The organism is Clostridium sp. AF35-15 (genome assembly GCF_003477745.1).
Taxonomy (GTDB): domain Bacteria; phylum Bacillota; class Clostridia; order Lachnospirales; family Lachnospiraceae; genus Otoolea; species Otoolea fessa.
This window is the reverse complement of the sequence record NZ_QUDY01000017.1, coordinates 17922-38760: the sequence shown is the minus strand read 5'-3', so window position 1 is coordinate 38760 and position 20839 is coordinate 17922. Positions and strand designations below refer to the sequence as shown.

Genomic DNA, 20839 nt, shown 5'->3' with positions numbered 1-20839 from the left:
GGGGAAGAAAATGGGAGTTAATCTAATATTTCGGATTGCGGCAGTCGGTATCCTGGTTTCCGTCCTCTGCCAGATCCTCAAACACAGCGGGCGGGAGGAACAGGCATTTCTCACAAGTCTTGCGGGTCTTCTTTTGGTACTGTTCTGGATGGTGCCGTATATTTATCAGTTGTTTGAGACGATGAAGGAATTGTTTGCGTTGTAATGTACTCTCGGAATCCTTCTGTGCTTGATTTTGTGAGATGATTTTTTGTCCGTTGTGCCCAAATTTCTGAGGCGTATGTTGATGAAATTCGGGTGCAGCTGGCGAAAAATCAGCCGCAAAAGCGAGTGCGGGAAAGACTCAGAGAGTACATTGCAGGGAAGGACGGTAAAAAATGTCAATTTTAACCGTATCGGTTCTTGGGATCACGGCAGTTCTTCTGGCAGTCCAGCTCAAGGGAAAAGGCGGCGAGTATGGGACGTACATTGTGATGGCGGCGGGGCTGTGTCTCTTTTTCTATGCGGCGGGAAAGCTGGAAGTGATTCTGAAAACACTTCGGACGATGGAATCCTGCATCGGGATCAGTCCAGTGTACTTGTCGGCGCTTTTGAAAATGGCGGGAATCACTTATATTGCCGAATTTGCCTCCGGGATTTGCAAGGATGCCGGGTACGGTTCGCTGGGAACACAGATTGAGATATTTGCGAAGCTGTCCATTCTGGCGGTCAGTATGCCGATTCTGCTGGCATTGTTGGAGACGGTGAAGCAGTTTTTGGCGTAGGAAAGTGGTAAGTGCAGAAAAGCGGAGAGATGGTGAGAGCAGGTGACGGTGGGAACAAAGATGGTTGTGCGGGCAGTGAGCGTTATATTCTTGAGTGTATATTTGATGGCAGGAAATCATTTAACGGTGTCGGCGGCAAATGGTGAAAAGATATCCGAAGATTCGGATTTCAGTGTTTCTGGCGAGAACATGGATTCTCTTCTGAACTCACTGGATTTAAGCAGAATCGAAGCATTTTTAAGGGAAGCGGGAGGTTCGGCAGTCCCGGGGCTTTCATTCCGGGAAATCCTTTCGATGCTTCTCTCTGGCAATTATCAGAGTGTGGTTCGGATGCTGATGGATTTTTGCCGGACAGCCCTATTTCGGGAAATTTCAGAAAATGGCAGATGGATGGGGCAGGTCATCCTTCTGGGAATTTTAGGAGCGGTGTTCGCCAGCTTTTCGAGTCTCTTTGCCGACAGTCAGGTATCGGAGATGGGATTTTACGTCACGTATCTTCTGATTTTTACACTGCTTGCCGCCAGTTTTTTGAATGGGGTGCGGATCACGCGGACACTGTTGGAGCAGCTCTTTGAATTTGTCCGGGTGCTGGTTCCTGCTTTTTTTCTGGCTGTTTCCTTTTCCGGGGGAAGTACCTCGGCAGCAGCCGGATATGCGTGGACACTTGCTTCTGTCAATGTGGCGGAATGGATGTTTTTACAGTTGTTTCTGCCATGCACCCAGTTGTATGTCCTGCTGTCGCTGGCGGGACATTTAAGCTCGAAGGATTTGTTTTCAAAAGCGTTGGAATTGCTGGAACAGGGGATGCGCTGGGGCAGCAAGGCGCTTTTGGGAGTGGTGCTGGGCTTTCATGTGCTGCAGGGAATGATTGCGCCGTATACAGATTCGGTGCGCCAGACGGCGCTGCGGCGGGCGGTCAGCCTGATACCGGGAATCGGACAGGGCGCGGCGGCAGTGTCGCAGGTACTTCTTGGAAGCAGCGTCCTGATCCGGAATACGGTGGGCATCGGGGGAGTGCTTGTGCTGGCGGCGGTGTCGCTTCTGCCGCTTTTGAAACTTTTAATCCTCTATCTGGGGTGCCAGGGAAGCGCGGCGCTTTTGCAGCCGGTCAGTGACAGCCGGGTGGTGGAGGCAGTCGGCGCTGTGGCGAAAGGATTTTATTTTTTGCTGGCAGCAGCTGGTTCGGCGGTGGTGTTATTTGCGCTTTCGATCGCGGTGGTGTGTGCGAGCACGAACGCGGCTTATTTTGCGGGGTAGAAGATGGAAGCAATTACTCACTGGGCGGGGAATATCGTCAGTTATCTAGTGTTTCTGACCGTTCTGACCGGGCTTTTGCCCGCACATAAGTATGAAAAATATATCCGTCTGTTTGCGGGCTGTATCCTGCTTCTGATTGTGCTGAAGCCGCTGACGGATGGGTTGCGTCTGGAGGAGCGGCTGAATTATCTGTTTACATCTCTTTCGTTTGAAAATGAAGCGGGCGAGCTGAAACGTGAGATGGATGAGATAGAGGTGCGGCGCAGAAATATGGTTTTGAGCCAGTATGAGGCGGAAGCGTCCAAGGAGGCAGTGCGGGTGGCAGCGGAAGCGGGATTTTCCGTGGAAAAGGCGGACGTAGAGCTGGAAAAAGATCCGGAGTCGGAGCAATTTGCCTCGGTGCGGAGTGTGACGGTGTATGTGGCGGGAAGTGAGGCGGGGATGGAAGCGGGGATGGAAGCGGCGGAACAGGAGGATTCGAGTTCGATGATTGAAATAGAAAAAATTTCCCCGATTGAAATTTCACTTGAACAGGAGCAGAAGCAGGGAGAACCCGCCGCCGCGCAGGCAGTTTCATGGATGAATGGGGAAAAGATTTGGGAGCTTCAGCAGCGGCTGGCATCGTTTTATCAGGTGGAGGCGGATCATGTGGAAGTCAGGATGGAACCTTGACAGGGAATGGGTCAAACGAAATGAAAAATGGCTGATTTTGCTGGTGCTTGGGCTGGCAATTCTGATCTTATATGCGCCGTTTGGGAAGAAGACGAGTGAGACGGGAGTCTGGCAGTCAGGGGAAAGATGGGCGGAGAGTGGAACAGGAACAAACTCTGGGAATAGAGCAGGGCAGGACAAAAATGGAAGTTCAGAAGAGAGTGATTCGGATGTCGAAACAGGTCTGCCAGGCACTGCATCCAGGCAGGACGCCAACCGCCTCTACGAGCTTCGCCTGGAGCAGCGGATCCGGGACGTTTTAAAGAAGGTGGACGGCGTGGGTGAGGTGGATGTGATGCTGACTCTGTTTTCTTCTTCGGAAAAGGTGCTGTGGGTGGATAAGGAGAGAAGCCGGTCGACCACCTCGGAGACGGATTCTTCGGGTGGTACGCGGCAGCAGGCGGATGAATCGCTGCGGGAGAGCACCGTGCTGGCGGGAAGTTCAGGCAGCGGGGAACCGGTAGTTGAAAAAGAGCTGGCACCGGAGATTTCCGGTATCGTGATCAGCGCACAGGGAGGAGGAAATGCGTCGGTACAGAAGGAAATTTCGGAAGCGATGCAGGCATTATTCGGACTGCCGGCACATAAAATAAAAGTATTAAAGCGGGTGGAATAAAGGAGTATGCAAATATGAGAATGAAGATGAAACGCGTTTTCAGGAGAAATCAAATCATCATCACGACGCTGGCGATCATGATTGCGGCGGCGGGGTATCTCAACTATGCGGGAAAATCTGATCTGCCGGGGGCGGATACATATGAAGCGGGGGCGACCAAGATTTCAGATAGCGATATATATTCGGAAAATCAGGCGGTGTCCGGAAGCGTGGCGGACGGTGAATATGAGGAGATTGCAAGTCTTGACGATCCGGGAGAGGGCGATCCGCTGGCAGCAGGCAGTGAGGAGGGCACAGCGCAGGGAGCGGCGGACGGAGAGGAGGCATCTTCGGACAATCCGGCAGTCGATAACCCGGGCGAGGCGGTTTTGACAGGCGGAACCGGCGTGGCAGAGTACATAGCCAATGTACAGCTCAGCCGTGAACAGATCCGCGCCAAGAACCGCGAAGCGCTGAATGCCCTGATTAACAATGAAAATCTGGATGCGTCGGCAAAAGAGGCAGCCGTTCAGGATATGCTGGCACTCAATGCGATAGCGGAGAAGGAAAATGCAGCGGAAACGCTTCTGATGGCGAAAGGATTTGCCGATCCGGTTGTCAGCATCACGGATGGAAAAGTGGATGTCGTTGTCAACGCGCCGTCCATCACAGATCCGCAGCGCGCGCAGATCGAGGATATTGTAAAACGGAAAACCGAGATATCGGCGGAAAATATCGTGATTTCCCTTTTAAACCTGGGAGATTGAGGAAGTTCGGATGAGTTAATGTTCACGGGTAGGCACTTTTGGAACCGAAAGTGCCGTACCCCCACGTGGTGGCAGCAGGAATTTGCCGTATTAAAATGCGAAGCCACGGCAAATTCCGTTACTGGGCACGTATGCGTGAACAGTAACTCGGATGAGATTCGAACCGGAAATGCCTTTGCAAACTCCTGTATTTTTGGTATAATAAAAACACTTAATTGAAATGTATTTCTGGAAGTATTCGAGTATCTGTTTTTTGTGGGAAGAGAAGATTCCGGGCGTACATGGAAGTGGTCAGGAGGGATTTGGAATGGCGAGAGAAGCAGAAGATAGAAGCACACATATCGTATATGAAAAGGACCGCATTGGAGAAGTGAAAATTGCTGATGAGGTAGTGGCGATCATCGCAGGTCTGGCAGCGACCGAGGTAGACGGTGTCGATTCAATGGCTGGCAATATCACAAATGAACTGGTCGGAAAGCTCGGCATGAAAAATTTGAGCAAGGGCGTGAAAGTGACTGTAACCGAGGATCACGTGGTTGTGGATCTGTCCTTAAATATGAAATATGGCTACAGCATCCCGGCAGTCAGTGAAAAGGTGCAGGACAAAGTAAAGACAGCGATTGAAAATATGACCGGTCTGATGGTTCTGGAAGTTAATATTAAGATCGCGGGTGTCAATATGCCGGCGGAAGCATAGCAGGTTTCGTGCTTTCGTAGCTTTTCATTTTTTTAACACAAAATACTCAGTTTGACCTTGACGGGGAAAAAACCGTATGATATGATGATCGCGTTAAAAGGGAGTAGTTATAACCATGTAACCAACAGACCCTGAGGATAGTAAACCTCATGGTTACATGCCTTGTGTAAGTCAGATGGCAGTGTGCTTTTGTAACAAAAAGCGTGTGCCGTATGATTCAAATGTGAGGAACAAGACTTTTAGCATATGTGGATGAAACGTATGCTGAAAGTCTTTTTTGTTTCATAGGAAATTGCGCCCTATGAAACAAAAAACGCTCCGCGAGGATGCGCACTCGCGCGAAGCAGAAACATGTCGCAAGCGACCGCGCTCGGCGCGAGAATGTGCCAAGGCACATTCTTTTTCATGTTTCATAGGAAATTGTGTCCTATGAAACAAAAACACTCGCATGGATGCATGTCTGGCGCGAAGAAAGACAGCTGCCAGAGCAGGTGTATCTTGGCAAGGGGCTCCAGGAAACAGAATATTTATGAAGGAAAACAAAATTAACAGGAGGAACAACATGGAATTTTTATGGGAAGGCGTCATGGCGATCACGCCGCAGCAGTTTGTGATGTATCTGATCGGCGGGCTTTTGATCTGGCTGGCGGTCAAAAAGGAATACGAACCCGCGTTGCTTCTGCCGATGGGATTCGGCGCGATCATGGTAAACCTGCCATTATCCGGCGTCATTAACCAGGTGACGGAGGGCATCGGGGAGACACAGGGTATTATACAGTGGCTGTTTGAGACGACGATCAGCGCATCGGAGGCGCTTCCGATTCTGCTCTTTATCGGAATCGGGGCAATGATTGACTTTGGACCGCTTCTGTCACAGCCGATCATGTTTTTATTTGGTGCGGCGGCGCAGTTTGGCATTTTCTTTGCGATCTGTGCGGCATCGCTGATGGGATTCGAACTCAGGGATGCGGCGTCGATCGGAATCATCGGTGCGGCGGATGGACCGACTTCCATTCTGGTTTCCCAGATCATGCATTCCAACTATGTGGGCGCGATCGCGGTGGCGGCGTACTCCTACATGGCGCTGGTGCCAATCATCCAGCCATTTGCGATCCGTCTGGTGACGACGAAAAAAGAACGCCGGATTCACATGACCTACAGTCCGAAAAATGTGTCCAAAACGACCAAGATCGCATTTCCGATTGTAGTTACTATCATTGTCGGACTGATTTCTCCGGCATCGGTGGCGCTGGTCGGATTTCTGATGTTTGGAAACCTGATCCGCGAGTGCGGCGTGCTTCCGGCACTTTCCCAGACGGCACAGAACGAGCTGGCAAACCTGATTACCCTGCTGCTTGGCATCACGATTTCGTTCAGTATGCGTGCGGACGCGTTTGTGCGGATTGACACGCTTCTGATTATGGGAATCGGTCTAATTGCATTTATCTTTGATACGATCGGCGGTGTGCTGTTTGCTAAATTTATGAACCTGTTTTTGAAGACGAAAATCAATCCGATGATCGGTGCGGCGGGCATTTCCGCATTCCCGATGTCCTCACGCGTGGTGCAGAAGCTGGCGATGGAGGAGGAAAAGGGAAATATTATCCTGATGCATGCGGTCGGCGCCAATGTATCGGGGCAGATCGCCTCGGTCATCGCGGGCGGACTGGTCATTAAGCTGGTAAGCCAGTATTTGTAATATAGGTCTGTCGGGCAGATAAAATGGAAAAGGAAGGCTGCACTTGAATGATGAAAAATCAAGAGACAGCCAGTGCACTGATTGAGATGGAGGAAAATATCGGATGTGGAATAATTTTTTGATTTCGCTGGCAATTATGGGAAAAGGAATGGCGGGAATTTTCGTCGTTGTCCTGATTATTACGGCAGTGGTGCTGATTTTAGGTAAGTTAAAGTAAAATATAAATTGGAAAAAGTATCTTTCTTTTTTCTTTCAGTTTTATGCAGTTCGTTGACATTCGACAGAGGTAAATCTATAATAGAAACATTGTTTGTAAGAGTTTGAAAGGGCCAGAAGGAGACATGAGAATGAGTCAACGAAATAAAATTCAGCGCCTGCTGCGAAAAGGCGCTTTGGCAACTTGTTTATCCCTGTCAGTTGTGTGCAGCAGCTTATCGGCAGTTACAGCGTATGCAGGACCGGCGGATGATCCGGCAGCGGCAGCACCAGTGATCGGACCGGGCGGTCCGGGAACCACGAACGCGAATGCGGGACAGCAGGCGGATAATTCCTATTATAATCAGACGTTATCCAATCCGGTTGTCAATCCGGTGGACAAGTATTCCTATAGCCAGATGGTAAACGATATTTCGGCGCTGGCAAGCCGTTATCCGGGAACGGTGACAGTGAAATCGATCGGAAAATCGGCGGACGGACGTGATATCTACGATGTGATTGTCGGCAATCCGAACGCATCCAAGAAGATTCTGTTCCAGGGGGCGATTCATGCCAGAGAGTATATCGTTGTACCGCTGATGATGCAGCAGCTCGAGTATCTGGCAGCTGGATTTACGAATAATGGTACCTATATGACGCAACCGCTTTCTAACATATTGGGACAGGTGGCATTTCATTTTGTGCCGATGCTGAATCCGGATGGAGTCACGATCAGCCAGATGGGCGAGAATGGTATTCAGTCGGAGGAACTGCGCCAGACGATGCAGGCGGCGTACGCGGCGGACAAGGCATCCAGCCGGACAACGGTCAGCTATGAAGAGTATATGAGACGCTGGAAGGCGAATGCACGCGGTGTCGATCTGAACTATAACTTTGCAGCAAACTGGGAGGGAATCAATGTGTCTTTAACCCATCCGTCTGCAAATGGTTATAAGGGAACCAACCCACTGTCAGAGCCGGAGAGCCAGGCAATCGCGAACTTGATTCAGGGAACGGGATTCAATGCGGTTATCAACTATCATGCGATGGGAAATGTGATTTACTGGGATACGCAGAACAACCAGAAAGCGGCAGAGTCCAAGGCGCTGGCAAACGCTGTTCATGCCTTGAATGGTTATTCCGTTCTTGGAAGCAAGGGCGTCGGCGGCTTGAAGGACTGGCTGCAGCAGGCAGCAGGCATCCCTGGTATCACGATCGAGGTAGGACGTTCCACCTGCCCGGTATCTTTCTCGGAATATCCGGCGATCTGGAACCAGAATAAGGCAGTCCCGGCAACGCTGGGATATTATGTGGCGACACATTGATGATGGAATAAAATGAAGATTAGATAGAAAAAGGATGTGCGACTGGAGTTGGAAGTGGTCGTGCATCCTTTTTTGTTGTGTAAGAATAAAGAGTTAGTGTTTGTGAGTTGGTTCACTATTTGGGTTATCAGTTCTTCCTATGAAATAAAAAATGCTCCGCGAGGATGCGCAGTGATTCTGATAGGAATATGTCAGCTTCGCTGACCAGAATCACGCGTCAAGTCTCACGGACGTTCGACTTGAAATGAAAAATTTTGCATGATTGACTTTGACGAATAAAATCCTTATAATAAAACCAAGAACAAAGAAACCAAGAAAACGAGAATACAAAGAAAAAATAGACATATAATAAAAAAGAGGGAGTGAAGCATGTCAACATCGGTAATAGAAAGAGGCAATACAAAGATGAATCGGAAAATTCTCAGTATTTCGTCCAAAAGGCAGGTGACGATTCCACAGAAGTTTTATCAGTTACTCGGTTTTGGGGATGAGGCAGAATGTGTGATGCGTGATGGAGAGCTGATTATTCGTCCTATTAAGGTATCGTCAGGCGGTGAATTTGCAGAACAGATTTTAGCAGAGCTGATCAGGGAAGGTTTATCTGGAGAAGAACTTCTGACAGAATTTAAAAAGCGTCAGGCGCAAATGAGACCGGCAGCGGAGGCGATGCTAACGAAAGCAGAAGAGATTGCAGAGGGAAAAGCAGATTATACAACTTATGAGGATATTTTTGGAATGGAGGATTAGTTTATGCTGCCAGTTCGATTTAATCCTCCTGCCGCAAAGTACATTAAGAAGCTGAAGGACAAGAAGTTAAAAAGACTTTATCAGGAGGCAGTTGATAAGATTTGTGAAGATTATACAGTTGGGGAACTAAAAACTGGAGATTTAGCCGGGTTTTATGGTTATGATATCTATTATAATAAAACGAATTATGAACTTGCATATACCGTTGAATGGGTAGATGGAGAAATGATAATCGTTGTTATGGCTGGAACAAGAGAAAATTTTTATGATGAATTGAAGCGTTACATAAAAAAGTGACATACTGGGAAAGAACGTGCGATTGAAAGTAGAGACTGACAATGACATGTTCTATTTTTGAGCATTTCCCTCTTTGCTTTGGAACAAATCGACAAAAACAGGAAACTAAAATTATACAAAATGGAAAATATATTCTTTTTATAAAAATATGGTTTGCAAATTCTGAAATACGATTTTATATAAAATCACAAAAGGGACATTAATTAGAGATGTACAACTGAACACCCGATAAAACAGGGCTGCCGTTATTCCTCAAACGGCAGCTCTTCTTTTCGCAAAAATGTCCGGATCGACTCGTCCCACTCGCGTTCCAGCGTCTTGTCTAACGTAAATTGGTTGAGCGACAGCCCGGTGACACAGCTTAAATGCTGGTTTTCATAATGAATATTTAAGAACAGTCCGCCGACCTGCTCCGGGAGCCATTGGCTTTTGCGGGCGGTCAGAAACTGTTCGGTGGCAGCTTTCGGAAGCTTCAAAATGATGGAGAAGCGCTCCGGAAGCTTTTTCCCTTTTATGAGGGAAAAACAGAACGGGCGCAGAGTTTTCCAGGTTGAATATTCTTCAATCTGCCCCTCGGCACGCTCTTCTTCGGAATAAAAGCTTTTATGGACGCGTCCGTCGATGGAGAAGGTGTTGAACGTCACGATCTCCGCTTCCTTAAGCAGAAAGCGGTCAAATGTCTCTCCGATGAACAGTTTCTTGGTAAATAATTTTATATCACAGATATTGCAGGCAATCATATGTGTCCTCGCTGAGATGGTAAATTCGTTATTTTCTGTGTAATGTAGAAACAATAACGTAGATTCTATTTTATCGCAGGCGGGAGGGGGACGCAAGTGACTTCTTATTGGCAAGACGGAGAATTTTAAAATTTTATTAGCACTCAACAAAAACGAGTGCTAATTTTCTATTGACATCTTGGAACGCTGGTATTAAAATAAGAGTCACGGTGATGGAAAATCACAAAAAAAGAATTTTACAATCGTATATTTATGTAGCTGGATAGCAGGATTGGACGCGGCAGAGTGAAACTGCCAGACTCCATTTCCGGGAGCGGATATCCACTGTATTTTGCAATCAAAAGGAGTGTATAGATATGGCAGCAAAAACAGGAAGTTTATCAATCAACAGCGAGAATATTTTCCCGATCATTAAGAAATGGCTTTATTCCGATCATGATATTTTCTATCGTGAGCTGATTTCCAACGGATGCGACGCGATCACGAAGCTGAAAAAGCTGGCGCTGATGGGCGAGTATGAGGAGCCGGGGGAGACGGAGTATAAGATTCAGGTTACCGTTAATTCCGAGGACAAGACGATCACCGTCGAGGATAATGGTATCGGTATGACTGCCGAGGAAGTGGAAGAGTACATTAACCAGATCGCATTTTCCGGTGCACAGGATTTCCTGGCAAAATATAAGGACAAAGCAAACGAAGACCAGATCATCGGTCATTTCGGTTTGGGTTTCTATTCTGCATTCATGGTAGCGGACAAGGTTACGATCGATACTCTTTCTTATAAGAAAGATGCAGAGCCGGTTCACTGGGAGTCTGAGGGCGGCACTGAGTTTGCGATGGATAAGGGCGATAAGGAAGGCAATGGTACCAAGATTGTCCTTTATTTAAATGAAGACAGCACTGAGTTCTGCAATGAGTATCGCGCACGTGAAGTCATCCAGAAGTACTGCTCTTTCATGCCGGTTGAGATTTACCTGAAAAATGCAACGGCAGAGCCGGAGTATGAGACGATCGAGAAGGATCAGCTGACCGACAAGGACACCATCGTTGAGACGGTGGTCGAGGAAGCAAAGACCGAGGAAAAGGAGAAAGAGGACGGCACGAAAGAGACCGTGGAGGTATCTCCGAGAACCGAGAAATATAAGATCCTGAAACGTCCGGTGGCACTGAATGACATTCACCCGCTATGGAACAAGCATCCGAACGAGTGTACCGAGGAAGAATACAAAGAATTTTACCGCAAGGTATTTATGGATTACAAGGAACCGCTGTTCTGGATTCATCTGAACATGGATTATCCGTTCAACCTGAAAGGTATTCTGTACTTCCCGAAGATCAACATGGAGTACGAGAGCATTGAGGGCACCATCAAGCTGTACAACAACCAGGTATTTATCGCGGATAATATCAAGGAAGTTATTCCGGAGTTCCTGATGCTCTTAAAGGGCGTGATCGACTGCCCGGATCTGCCGTTGAATGTATCGAGAAGTGCGCTGCAGAATGATGGATTTGTAAAGAAGATTTCCGATTACATCACCAAGAAGGTAGCGGACAAGCTGACCGGTATGTGCAAGACTGACCGTGAGACCTATGAGAAATATTGGGATGATATTGCTCCGTTCATCAAATTTGGCTGCTTAAAGGATCAGAAATTTGCTGAGAAGATGGATGACTACATCATTTACAAGAATCTGGACGGAAAATATCTGACGCTGAAAGACTGCATGGATAAGGCGAAAGAGGAAGGTCATGAGAACCAGATCTACTATGTAACAAATGAGAAAGAGCAGAGCCAGTACATCAACATGTTCAAGGCAAACGGACAGGATGCGATCATCATGTCTCACAGCATTGATAATCCATTCATCAGCCAGGAAGAGCAGAAGCATGAGAACCTGAAATTCCTGCGTATTGATGCCGATGTCAATGACACGCTGCGCGAGGAAGTGAAGGAAGAGGACAAGGAAGCGCTCAAGAAACAGGAAGAGACGCTGACAGAGACCTTCAAGAAAGCACTGGGCGATGATAAGCTGCAGGTAAAGGTTGAGAAGCTGAAGGATGCTGAGATTTCTTCGATGATCACCCTGTCGGAGGAAACACGCCGTATGCAGGATATGATGAAGATGTACAACATGGGCATGGACGCGTCGATGTTCGGCGGCAGCGGTCAGGTGCTGGTACTCAACGCGAACAACAAGCTCGTTCAGTACGTCTTAGAGCACACGGATGGCGAGAATACGCCGAAGATCTGCGAACAGCTCTACGACCTGGCACAGCTCAGCCACGGTTCCCTGACACCGGAGCGCATGACGAAGTTTATCGCACGGTCGAATGAGATTATGGGTATGATGCTGAAATAAGGGCGTCTGGTTTAGGACTGTTTTATATAGGAAAATATGTTAAAATATCATATATAATATAATAACGGAGCTGCTGCACGTAAATGTGGCAGCTCTTTTATTACCTGTCGTAAGAGAGCAAATGGGATTCACTATTTCACGAATTTAGTATTTATGATAGAATAGGAGCACTTAGCAAGGTTTTTTCAGATTTGACGGGGAGGTGCGTGTATGTTTGGAATCGGGGGATGGAAACAGGTTGGCGCGACGTTTGATATGAAACGGCAGGCGGCGATCCGGGAGCAGCTGGAACAGGCGGGAATTGAGTATCAGGTCAAGGTGCAGAACCGTCTGAAATCGGGCGTGCTTTCCGGCAATCAGCGGGCGAGGCTGGGAAGTGCGGGAGAAAATGCGGCATCGGAACGGGAATATCTGTTTTATGTGCAGAAAGCAGAGGAGGAAAAGGCGCGCCGTGTGATAGAAAGCGCCGGAAGATAAAACAGGTATTTTCTGGGAATGAAAGACCTGAATGACGAAGGAGAGAAAATGGGAGAGGGAAACTGGAACGAATCGGATCTTTGGCAGCGGGAGGCAGAAGAAAATGGTCTGCAAACGGAACCTGAGCTGCAGAATGCGGTTCAGAATCCGAAACAAATCCGAAAAACCTGCCGCTGCGAGGTGCGCCGTGTCTGCAATGTCCTCGGCTGGGCGATGGCATTTTTCAGCGTGATGACGGTGCTTGTCAGCATACTTCTGGAAGTGGCTGGCAACGTATGGGCGGACGGAGGCGTGATCAGTATGTTTTTGAACCGGATGGTAAATGCAGCGTGGTATGAGGACGGCGGAAGCACGCTGGTCATCTATGCGCTGGTTCTTCCATTCGTATTTTTAATTCTGCGCCTTGTCCCGGAAGAACGGGCAGAGAAAATGAAGATTAGTTTCCTGCAGTTCTGTATGTTTTTTATTTTGGCACAGGGATTTGGAACTATCTTTAACCTGCTGGGAAATGCAATCAATGATGCGGTGGCGGCAAGTAGCGGCGGCGATGCATCCGCGATGAACCCGGTCAACGAGATGCTGGATTCGCTCTCGCCGGTAATGATTTTATATGTAGGGTTTTTAGGACCAATTATTGAGGAATATATCTTTCGATGGAAACTCTTAAACCGATTGCGCCGTTTTGGCGATAAGGCGGCGATCACCTACACGGCGCTGATGTTTGGTCTGATGCACGGAAATGTGACGCAGTTTCTCTATGCGGCGGTGATTGGCGTGGTTCTGGGATATGTGGCGGTGAAGACGGGACGGATGCGTTATAACTGTCTGCTGCATATTCTGATCAACAGCTGGTCGTTAGTGATAGCGATGCTTGGAACACAGGATACGCTGCTGCCGCTGTTTATCACGTTTCTGATGACCGGGTTTATGGGCTGCACGATCATCGGATCGTTTGTTCTGCTGATTTTCAATTTCCGGAAAATCCGGCTGTCCGATGGGGCAATCCCAGAGGGTGTGAAATTCCGCAATATATGTGGGGCAATGTATGGGAATCTCGGGACAGTGGCATTTATTCTGGTAAGTTTGATTACGATGGCGTTTTTCTTGTCGAGATGATGTGGTGGTCAGTTGCTGTTCACAAGTAGGCACTTTTGGAAGTGAAAGTGTCGTGTATTTCACGGGATTCTGCTTGACTTCCTGCTGTGTGATTACTATAATAAATAGTAATGAATACTACGTGATGTGAATTGCGTAACGGGAGGACGTTATGTTATATAAAATTATTGGTGATAGCTGCATGGATTTGACGGAGGAACTGAAATTGGATCCGCATTTTCAGATGATTCCGCTGACCCTGCAGATAGGGGATTACAAGGTAACGGATGATGAGACATTTAACCAGAAGGAGTTTCTGGCAAAGGTAAAGGCAAGTCCCGAGTGCCCGAAGACGGCGTGTCCATCGCCGGAGAGCTTCAAGGAAGCATTTGAGGGCGAGGCAGAATATATTTTCGTGGTAACGCTTTCGAACCATCTGAGCGGCTGCTACAACTCGGCGGCTTTGGCAAAACGCCTTTATGAGGAAGAGAACGGAACGGATGGAAAGAAGATTGCAGTCATTGACTCCCTGTCGGCGTCGGCGGGCGAGTTAAATATTGCGCTGTTCATCCGGGAACTGTGCGAGAAAGGTCTTCCGTTTGAGGAGATCTGCAGGCAGACGGAGGCATATCGGGATTCGATGAACACGTATTTCGTCATTGAGACGCTTGATTTCTTAAAGAAAAATGGCCGTCTGACCGGTTTGACGGCTTTTATCGCGTCGGCGCTGAATATCAAGCCGGTTATGGGCGCGGACAGCGGTACGATCATCAAGCGTGATCAGGCGCGCGGCATGACCCGGGCGCTCGACCGGATGGCGGAGATTGCGTGCAAAGAGGGCGGCGATACCGCAAGCAAACGTCTGGTGATCGCACACTGTAATAACCCGGAACGTGCTGAGCACGTGAAAGAGAACATGTGTAAACGGGCAAACTTCCGTGAGGTAGTGATCACGAATACGGCTGGCGTTGCAACCGTATATGCGGGCGACGGCGGAATCATTATGACACTGTAGGGAGAAAGAGTGGGTGATGACAGCTGGAAAGGTGGAAAACGCCGGACAGCTGCGATTGATTGAGGAAAAATGAAGCATACATTTTTTAGTAAATGCACGAAAATGCCGTTCAGATACCGGACGGCATTTCTTTTATCTAGAATTGGAAATTTGACAATTTTGGCAGGAATGACGCTTTTGCTTGGCGGATGCCAGGCGGGAGGTTCCATATGGAAAGAGACAATCTCATTGGAGCCAAAAGACAAAACGGTATCGGAAGAAACGCTTGATCCGGAAACAGATATAGACGGGCAGGTGGAGTCAGAACAGGTAGATGGCGCGGAACTGAGGGTGGAAATGCAGGGGCAGGACGAATCTGGCAAACTTGAGTCAGAACCGGGAGAAAATGATTCAAATGAGTGTTCGCTTCTGTTTGCCGGAGATATCTATTTTTCCAACCATGTTTTAAATGCCTACGACCGTATGGGAGGTATCGGCGGCGTCCTCGGAGAGAGCTTGCGGGAGACGATCGCGGAGTCTGATATTTTTATGGCAAACCTGGAATTTCCGTTCAGCGACCGGGGAACACAGGCGGCGGATAAACAGTTTACGTTCCGGGTATCGCCGTCCCGCGTGTCTATTTTACAGGAGATCGGACCAGATATCGTGACGGTGGCGAACAACCATGCGCTAGATTACGGCACGGACGCACTGCTGGACACGTGCGATACGCTGGACAGTGCCGGGATTTTGCATGTTGGGGCGGGAAAAAATCTGGAAGAGGCGAAACAGCCGCAGATCATTGAGAAAAATGGAAAAAAGATTGGCTTTCTGGGCGCGTCGCGCGTCTTTCCGACGGGCGGATGGGCGGCAGGATCGTTGCATCCGGGTATGTTTTCGGCGTATGACACGGCTTCGGTCGTGCAGGAGATCCAGAAGGTAAAGAAAGAGTGTGATTATCTGGTTGTCTATGTCCACTGGGGTATCGAGCGGAACACGCAGCCAGAGGCGTACCAGCGGGAGATGGGACATCAGTACATCGACGCGGGCGCTGATCTGGTGGTTGGCAGCCATCCACATGTGCTGCAGGGGATTGAGCTGTATCATGGAAAATGGATTCTGTACAGTCTGGGAAATTTTGTGTTCGGAAGTTCGATTCCGGAGACAATGCTGGTGCAGGCGTCGGTAGATGCACAGGGAGAGACGGCGCTTTCAATTGTGCCTGCAACTTCATCTGCCGGATATACGAGAGAGCTGGACGTGGGGAAGAAAGAGGCGTTTTACCAGAAGATACAGGGGCTTTCGGACGGCGTGCAGATTGATGAGAATGGAAAGGTGCAGGTGCAGTAAAATCAATTCGTGAAATCCTGCCCCTGAAAACACCCGCTTTCTCGCAGTGCCTTGGAAAACGTATTCAAAAACGCCCGCTTATTTCCACTCCATTCCGGTGCGACCAGCAATTTTTTCGGTCCATCGCCGCTGATCCGGTGGATGACCATATCGGGCGGCAGCAGGCGGATACATTCGATCAGCAGCTCAATGTATTCGTCCATTGAAAAGACCGGAAAAGGTGATTGTTCGTAGAGCTCTGCCAGCTTCGTGCCGCGTAAAATGTGGAGAAGCTGAAGTTTGATGCCGTCGATGGCGGGCTGGAAATCGGCCAGATAGCGGACGGTATCGAGCATCTGGGCTTTTGTTTCATCAGGCAGCCCCAGAATGACATGGACGATGACGGTCAGACCGGCGGCTTTCAGTTCACGGACGGCATTTTCAAAGACCGGGAGGGAATAACCGCGCTGGATGCGCGCGGCACTTTCCTCATGGATGGTCTGAAGTCCCAGTTCCACCCAGACCGGTTTTCGACGGTTTAAGCGGGCGAGAAGCTCCAGGACATCCGGCGGCAGGCAGTCCGGGCGGGTTCCGATGGACAGGGCGGCCACGTCCGGGTGGGCGATTGCTTCGGAAAAAAGCGGCTCCAGATAGGAGACAGGCGCATAGGTATTTGTGTAGGACTGGAAATATGCGACATATTTTCCGTCCTTTATTTTATTTGCGACACGCGCCTTTGCCGCTTCGATCTGTTCGGTCACGGAGGTGTGAGCCGGCTCTGCAAAATCGCCGGAACCGCCGTGGCTGCAGAAAATGCAGCCGCCCGTTCCCAGCGTACCGTCCCGGTTGGGACAGGTCATGCCGCCGTCGAGCGCCAGCTTGTAGATTTTCTGCCCAAATTGGTCTTTCAGCCATGCGTTTAACGAATAGTAGGGACGACCGTCGGAGTAGCAGCGGGGCATGGAGGAATCCGGATGTTTGCCGGAGGCGGTGGATGCAGGATGGAATGTTTCGGGTAATGATAGGTATGTTTGAGTAGTTTGTTTCATACGGACTCCTGTGTTTTACTATATAAATGAAAGCTTACCAGAACCACAGCATTTTGTAAATACACGAAAGAATATCGTATTGAGGCATTTTGAGGAAAATGATATAATGAGCGCAGAAGAAAAGAATGCGGCTGCGAAGCAGACATATTCTTTTCTTGCGCCATTAACGAACGAACAGCCATGCGAAGCAGGGCGGTAGAGCGCGATAGCGCGGGTTCGTGAGTTATGATATAATACATACAAGAAGTCAGATTGAATCAAAATATCTGAAATCATAATCATATAAAGGGAACAATTGTTAATGTTCCCGGGTAGGCACTTTTGGAACCGAAAGTGCCGTAAGAAAACGTGGTGGCAGCAGGAATTTGCCGTATTAAAATGCGAAGCCACGGCAAATTCCGTTACTGGGCGCGTATGCGTGAACAGTAACAAACAATTTGGGGAAAAGGAGAAGGGATATGTCAGTCAAAGAAACACTGAAACAGCTGGAATCTGAGAAAACGAAAGTGCTGATGGCAGAATTATACGGGGCAGAGAAAGCGGAGGAGAACCGGGCGCGTTACCGCTATGTGGCAGAGCGCTTTGAGAAAACATATGGGGAACGTGATATCAAGCTGTTTACTTCCCCGGGACGGACGGAGATCAGCGGCAACCACACCGATCACAATCATGGCAAGGTGCTGGCGGGCAGCATTAACCTGGACTGCGTCGGCGCGGCGGCACCGAACGGAACCGACACGATCCGCATATTAAGTGAGACATTTCATCAAAATTTCAGCATCCATTTAAGCGACCTGAAACCGAGCACGGGTATGAGCGGCACCATCGACCTGACAAAGGGCATTTTAAAGGGCTTTGAGGAGAGAGGATACAAGGTTGGCGGATTTGACGCATACATTACCAGCAATGTTATCAGCGCGGCGGGCGTCAGCTCTTCGGCTTCCTATGAGATGCTGATCTGCTCTATGTTAAATACGATGTTTAACGAGGGAAAGATGGATGTTGTCACCTACGCCCACATCGGAAAATATGCAGAAAACAAGTTCTGGAACAAGGCGTCGGGTCTGCTCGATCAGATGGCATGCGCGGTCGGCGGTCTGATTACGATCGATTTTAAAAATCCGGAAGCGCCGGTTGTGGAGAAGATTGATTTTGATTTCGGCGCGCAGGATCACAGCCTGATGATTGTAAATACGGGAAAAGGCCACGCGGATCTGAGCGCAGATTATTCTTCCGTTCCAAACGAGATGAAAAAAGTAGCGCAGTACTTTGGCAAAGAGGTCTGCGCGGAGATTTCCGAGGAAGAGGTGATCGCAAACCTGGCGAAAGTGCGTGCATTTGCGGGAGACCGTTCCGTGATGCGTGCGTTCCATTTCTTTGAGGAAAATAAGAGAGTGGAGCAGGAAGTAAAGGCCCTTCGGGAAAATGATTTTGCTGCCTTTTTGGAGGGAATCACAGCTTCGGGCAATTCTTCCTGGAAATGGCTTCAGAATGTATACACGACTGCAGACGTGCAGGAGCAGGGCATCAGCATTGCATTGGCGCTGACGGAATTGTTTATCGCGAAAAAAGGACGCGGCGCATGCCGGGTTCATGGCGGCGGCTTTGCCGGTGTTATCATGGCGATGATTCCGAACGATCTGGTGGACGAGTATACAGAATACATTGAAAACGCGATCGGAGAGGGCAATGTATACCGCATGAGCATCCGCCCGCATGGCGCGATCTGCGTGAGCGAGCGCATCTAAAAATTGGGACCTGGAAAGGCGGTGGAATTTATGGGAAATAAAAATTTGATTATCACAATCGAGAGGGAGTACGGAAGCGGCGGACGTATTGTGGGACGCAAGCTGGCAGAGGAGCTGGGGCTTCATTTCTACGACGATGAGATCTTAAAGATGGCGTCGGAGAAGAGTGCGGTCGGAGAGGAATTTTTCCGTTTAGCGGATGAGAAAGCGGGAAACAACCTGCTTCACCGTCTGACTGGCGCGAAGAAGGCAGATGTGTTCGGAAAGCCGTCCCTGAAAGGCGATGTGACATCGCCGGATAACCTGTTTAAATTCCAGGCGATGGTGATGCGGGAGCTGGCAGAACAGGAACCGTGCGTATTTGTAGGCCGTGCGGCTGGCTATGTGCTGGATCAGGACGAGGAGATCGAAAATCTGGTCCGCATCTTTGTCTATGCCGACCGTGTGCGCCGCGTACAGCGCGTTATGGAAGTAGACTGCATCAGTGAAGAAAGAGCGAAGAAGCGCATCCGGAAGATTGAGAATGAGCGGAAGAATTATTATAAATATTTTACTGGAAATGACTGGAAAAATATGAAGAACTACGATCTTCCGATCAATACGACCCGCCTTGGACTGGACGAGACGGCGGAGCTGATCAAGGAATATGTGAAGCTGCGCGGGTATATGAAGTAGGGGAAAATGAAAACAACCTGTCTGTGATGCAGGCTAAAAATTTCAGCTAAAGATTGCGGGAAGCAGGGCAGATTTGGAAGATGAGAAGCGCCAGCGGATCGCCAGCTCAATCAGCTCCCAGAATACTGGGAGAGTAATTCCGGCATTCTGAATTTGCCTTTGACGACAGTAGAATCATTACGACCTTATTACAAATTATTTACGGTTTGAAGCGGTATATTGACGGTCAAAATGGAAAAATGATACAATGATTTCAGAAAGAAAGGAGGAGAAAGCATGAGAAGTGCATCTGAATTTAGGCAAATGGCGCGTGAGACACTGCGCGGAAACTGGAAACTTGCGATGGGAACGGGATTAGCAGCGTCCCTGATCGGTGCGGAGATTGCCGATACGGCGCTAGATGGAATATCAGATCTGCAAAAAGTGATACAGGCACGACCGGAAGTGAAGAATGTGCTGACGCAGGTATTTCCGATGCGCAGCATGCTTCTGCCCTGGGTGCTTTTGCTTATCTGGGGCTTGATGGTGGTTATTATTGGAGGTGCGGGGCAGATGGGATACGCCCGTTTCCATCTGAATCTGGCAGAGAAAAAGGAAGCGTCCTTTTCTGATTTATTTTCCCAGTTTTCGCGGATCACAGATGGCGTGGCGATGGTATTTGTGCGCGGCTTTTATATATATTGCTGGACCTGCCTGTTTTTCGTTCCGGGGTTTATAAAGACGTACAGCTATGCGATGACACCATATGTGCTGATGGAACATCCAGAATATTCCGCTAACGAGGCGATCACCGAGTCGCGCCGCCTGATGGATGGGAGAAAATGGAATTTATTCTGCCTGACCTTTAGCTTTATCGGCTGGCGGCTGATCTGCAGCATTCAATATATAATACCAGCGGTTCTTTTGTATACACAGGGAAGGCTCAGTGGTGTGACCGTGCTGTTTCTGGCAGTGCTGTTTCTGGCAGGGCTGATGGGACCGCTCAATATTGGCTATCTGTTTCTGCGCCCATATGAGGAGGCGGCATTTGCGGCATTTTATAGGGACGTGCGGGATGAGAAGAGGGAAATAGAAGAGATAGAAATGCAGGATAAGTGGAGTGAGAATGAGCCGGAGGAAAGTGAAAATGCGTGAACTCTGCCTATACAAAAATGAAATCATTTGCATAGAACTGTGCTTGTGTAAGGATAGACGGAACAATAAAAATCTTTGAAAATCAAATTGGCGAAAGCCCAAAATAAGAATCTGCAATCAAAAATTTCCTCAGAAAGTAGTCAAAATGAAAGCTTTCTGAGGAGTTTTTTTGAGTTGTATTATT

21 protein-coding genes are annotated in these 20839 nt (G+C 48.7%); 19 read left to right on the top strand and 2 right to left on the bottom strand.

Annotated elements, in window-relative coordinates; genetic code table 11:
• Positions 1-10: 10 nt before the first annotated feature.
• From spoIIIAC to DWZ76_RS14425, 11 genes are all read left to right on the top strand, one after another.
• Positions 11-205 carry a stage III sporulation protein AC gene (gene spoIIIAC / locus DWZ76_RS14475; protein ID WP_022359269.1) on the top strand — a complete coding sequence of 65 codons (195 nt, stop codon included), beginning with the start codon at positions 11-13 and terminating at the stop codon, positions 203-205.
• A 172-nt stretch (positions 206-377) separates the two neighbouring features.
• On the top strand, positions 378-764 hold the full coding sequence (locus DWZ76_RS14470; protein WP_022359268.1) for a SpoIIIAC/SpoIIIAD family protein: 387 nt from the start codon (positions 378-380) through the stop codon (positions 762-764).
• Positions 765-812: 48 nt separating this feature from the next.
• On the top strand, positions 813-2021 hold the full coding sequence (locus DWZ76_RS14465) for a stage III sporulation protein AE (protein ID WP_118473038.1): 1209 nt from the start codon (positions 813-815) through the stop codon (positions 2019-2021).
• A gap of 3 nt (positions 2022-2024) precedes the next feature.
• Positions 2025-2693 carry a stage III sporulation protein AF gene (locus tag DWZ76_RS14460; protein ID WP_118473037.1) on the top strand — a complete coding sequence of 223 codons (669 nt, stop codon included), beginning with the start codon at positions 2025-2027 and terminating at the stop codon, positions 2691-2693.
• Positions 2668-3348: a stage III sporulation protein AG gene (locus tag DWZ76_RS14455; protein WP_118473036.1), complete on the top strand. Its 681-nt coding sequence runs from the start codon at positions 2668-2670 to the stop codon at positions 3346-3348. The genes DWZ76_RS14460 and DWZ76_RS14455 overlap by 26 nt, the downstream gene beginning before the upstream one ends.
• 20 nt (positions 3349-3368) lie before the next feature.
• Entirely contained in the window at positions 3369-4094 is a 726-nt protein-coding gene (locus tag DWZ76_RS14450) for a SpoIIIAH-like family protein (RefSeq protein WP_118473049.1), read from the top strand.
• A 307-nt stretch (positions 4095-4401) separates the two neighbouring features.
• Positions 4402-4791 carry an Asp23/Gls24 family envelope stress response protein gene (locus tag DWZ76_RS14445; RefSeq protein ID WP_118468531.1) on the top strand — a complete coding sequence of 130 codons (390 nt, stop codon included), beginning with the start codon at positions 4402-4404 and terminating at the stop codon, positions 4789-4791.
• A gap of 562 nt (positions 4792-5353) precedes the next feature.
• The gene (locus DWZ76_RS14440) at positions 5354-6490 is read left to right on the top strand and encodes a sodium ion-translocating decarboxylase subunit beta (protein ID WP_118473035.1); all 1137 of its coding nucleotides are present in this window, start codon (positions 5354-5356) and stop codon (positions 6488-6490) included.
• A gap of 347 nt (positions 6491-6837) precedes the next feature.
• Positions 6838-8010 (top strand): M14 family zinc carboxypeptidase, encoded by a 1173-nt coding sequence (locus DWZ76_RS14435; RefSeq protein WP_107001325.1) that lies wholly within the window; start codon positions 6838-6840, stop codon positions 8008-8010.
• Positions 8011-8415: 405 nt separating this feature from the next.
• Positions 8416-8757 (top strand): AbrB/MazE/SpoVT family DNA-binding domain-containing protein, encoded by a 342-nt coding sequence (locus DWZ76_RS14430; protein ID WP_242995823.1) that lies wholly within the window; start codon positions 8416-8418, stop codon positions 8755-8757.
• A 3-nt stretch (positions 8758-8760) separates the two neighbouring features.
• Positions 8761-9054, top strand: coding sequence for a type II toxin-antitoxin system RelE/ParE family toxin (locus tag DWZ76_RS14425; protein ID WP_117796877.1), 294 nt, complete (start codon positions 8761-8763; stop codon positions 9052-9054).
• Positions 9055-9299: 245 nt separating this feature from the next.
• On the opposite strand, the gene DWZ76_RS14420 is transcribed toward DWZ76_RS14425, so the two are convergent.
• Positions 9300-9794: a DUF5721 family protein gene (locus DWZ76_RS14420; RefSeq protein WP_107001332.1), complete on the bottom strand. Its 495-nt coding sequence runs from the start codon at positions 9792-9794 to the stop codon at positions 9300-9302.
• Between the two features lie 356 nt (positions 9795-10150).
• Between DWZ76_RS14420 and htpG the strand changes: the two genes are divergently transcribed.
• The 5 genes from htpG (at position 10151) to DWZ76_RS14395 (ending at position 16070) form a co-directional block, all read left to right on the top strand.
• The gene (htpG, locus tag DWZ76_RS14415) at positions 10151-12154 is read left to right on the top strand and encodes a molecular chaperone HtpG (RefSeq protein WP_118473034.1); all 2004 of its coding nucleotides are present in this window, start codon (positions 10151-10153) and stop codon (positions 12152-12154) included.
• Between the two features lie 210 nt (positions 12155-12364).
• Positions 12365-12631, top strand: coding sequence for a DUF2007 domain-containing protein (locus DWZ76_RS14410; protein WP_118473033.1), 267 nt, complete (start codon positions 12365-12367; stop codon positions 12629-12631).
• Positions 12632-12679: 48 nt separating this feature from the next.
• Entirely contained in the window at positions 12680-13747 is a 1068-nt protein-coding gene (locus DWZ76_RS14405; RefSeq protein WP_182431335.1) for a type II CAAX endopeptidase family protein, read from the top strand.
• A 151-nt stretch (positions 13748-13898) separates the two neighbouring features.
• Positions 13899-14741 (top strand): DegV family protein, encoded by an 843-nt coding sequence (locus DWZ76_RS14400; protein ID WP_118473031.1) that lies wholly within the window; start codon positions 13899-13901, stop codon positions 14739-14741.
• Positions 14742-14909: 168 nt separating this feature from the next.
• Positions 14910-16070 (top strand): CapA family protein, encoded by a 1161-nt coding sequence (locus DWZ76_RS14395; protein WP_182431336.1) that lies wholly within the window; start codon positions 14910-14912, stop codon positions 16068-16070.
• Positions 16071-16072: 2 nt separating this feature from the next.
• Here the strand turns inward: DWZ76_RS14395 and DWZ76_RS14390 are convergent, their stop codons facing one another.
• Entirely contained in the window at positions 16073-17011 is a 939-nt protein-coding gene (locus DWZ76_RS14390; RefSeq protein ID WP_118473029.1) for a TIGR01212 family radical SAM protein, read from the bottom strand.
• A 545-nt stretch (positions 17012-17556) separates the two neighbouring features.
• Here DWZ76_RS14390 and DWZ76_RS14385 point away from each other — a divergent pair.
• The 3 genes from DWZ76_RS14385 to DWZ76_RS14375 all read left to right on the top strand — a co-directional run bounded on the left by DWZ76_RS14385 (position 17557) and on the right by DWZ76_RS14375 (position 20655).
• Positions 17557-18846, top strand: coding sequence for a galactokinase family protein (locus DWZ76_RS14385; protein ID WP_022359915.1), 1290 nt, complete (start codon positions 17557-17559; stop codon positions 18844-18846).
• A 30-nt stretch (positions 18847-18876) separates the two neighbouring features.
• Entirely contained in the window at positions 18877-19521 is a 645-nt protein-coding gene (locus tag DWZ76_RS14380) for a cytidylate kinase-like family protein (protein WP_118473028.1), read from the top strand.
• 276 nt (positions 19522-19797) lie between these two features.
• Positions 19798-20655: a DUF975 family protein gene (locus DWZ76_RS14375; RefSeq protein ID WP_118473027.1), complete on the top strand. Its 858-nt coding sequence runs from the start codon at positions 19798-19800 to the stop codon at positions 20653-20655.
• The last annotated feature ends 184 nt before the right edge of the window (positions 20656-20839 follow it).

Bases quoted from the DNA above. Each gene is read 5' to 3' on its own strand.
- spoIIIAC (WP_022359269.1), top strand. From the start codon at position 11: ATGGGAGTTAATCTAATATTTCGGATTGCGGCAGTCGGTATCCTGGTT.
- DWZ76_RS14470 (WP_022359268.1), top strand. From the start codon at position 378: ATGTCAATTTTAACCGTATCGGTTCTTGGGATCACGGCAGTTCTTCTG.
- DWZ76_RS14460 (WP_118473037.1), top strand. From the start codon at position 2,025: ATGGAAGCAATTACTCACTGGGCGGGGAATATCGTCAGTTATCTAGTG.
- DWZ76_RS14455 (WP_118473036.1), top strand. From the start codon at position 2,668: ATGTGGAAGTCAGGATGGAACCTTGACAGGGAATGGGTCAAACGAAAT.
- DWZ76_RS14450 (WP_118473049.1), top strand. From the start codon at position 3,369: ATGAAGATGAAACGCGTTTTCAGGAGAAATCAAATCATCATCACGACG.
- DWZ76_RS14445 (WP_118468531.1), top strand. From the start codon at position 4,402: ATGGCGAGAGAAGCAGAAGATAGAAGCACACATATCGTATATGAAAAG.
- DWZ76_RS14440 (WP_118473035.1), top strand. From the start codon at position 5,354: ATGGAATTTTTATGGGAAGGCGTCATGGCGATCACGCCGCAGCAGTTT.
- DWZ76_RS14435 (WP_107001325.1), top strand. From the start codon at position 6,838: ATGAGTCAACGAAATAAAATTCAGCGCCTGCTGCGAAAAGGCGCTTTG.
- DWZ76_RS14430 (WP_242995823.1), top strand. From the start codon at position 8,416: ATGAATCGGAAAATTCTCAGTATTTCGTCCAAAAGGCAGGTGACGATT.
- DWZ76_RS14425 (WP_117796877.1), top strand. From the start codon at position 8,761: ATGCTGCCAGTTCGATTTAATCCTCCTGCCGCAAAGTACATTAAGAAG.
- DWZ76_RS14420 (WP_107001332.1), bottom strand. From the start codon at position 9,794: ATGATTGCCTGCAATATCTGTGATATAAAATTATTTACCAAGAAACTG.
- htpG (WP_118473034.1), top strand. From the start codon at position 10,151: ATGGCAGCAAAAACAGGAAGTTTATCAATCAACAGCGAGAATATTTTC.
- DWZ76_RS14410 (WP_118473033.1), top strand. From the start codon at position 12,365: ATGTTTGGAATCGGGGGATGGAAACAGGTTGGCGCGACGTTTGATATG.
- DWZ76_RS14405 (WP_182431335.1), top strand. From the start codon at position 12,680: ATGGGAGAGGGAAACTGGAACGAATCGGATCTTTGGCAGCGGGAGGCA.
- DWZ76_RS14400 (WP_118473031.1), top strand. From the start codon at position 13,899: ATGTTATATAAAATTATTGGTGATAGCTGCATGGATTTGACGGAGGAA.
- DWZ76_RS14395 (WP_182431336.1), top strand. From the start codon at position 14,910: ATGACGCTTTTGCTTGGCGGATGCCAGGCGGGAGGTTCCATATGGAAA.
- DWZ76_RS14390 (WP_118473029.1), bottom strand. From the start codon at position 17,011: ATGCCCCGCTGCTACTCCGACGGTCGTCCCTACTATTCGTTAAACGCA.
- DWZ76_RS14385 (WP_022359915.1), top strand. From the start codon at position 17,557: ATGTCAGTCAAAGAAACACTGAAACAGCTGGAATCTGAGAAAACGAAA.
- DWZ76_RS14380 (WP_118473028.1), top strand. From the start codon at position 18,877: ATGGGAAATAAAAATTTGATTATCACAATCGAGAGGGAGTACGGAAGC.
- DWZ76_RS14375 (WP_118473027.1), top strand. From the start codon at position 19,798: ATGAGAAGTGCATCTGAATTTAGGCAAATGGCGCGTGAGACACTGCGC.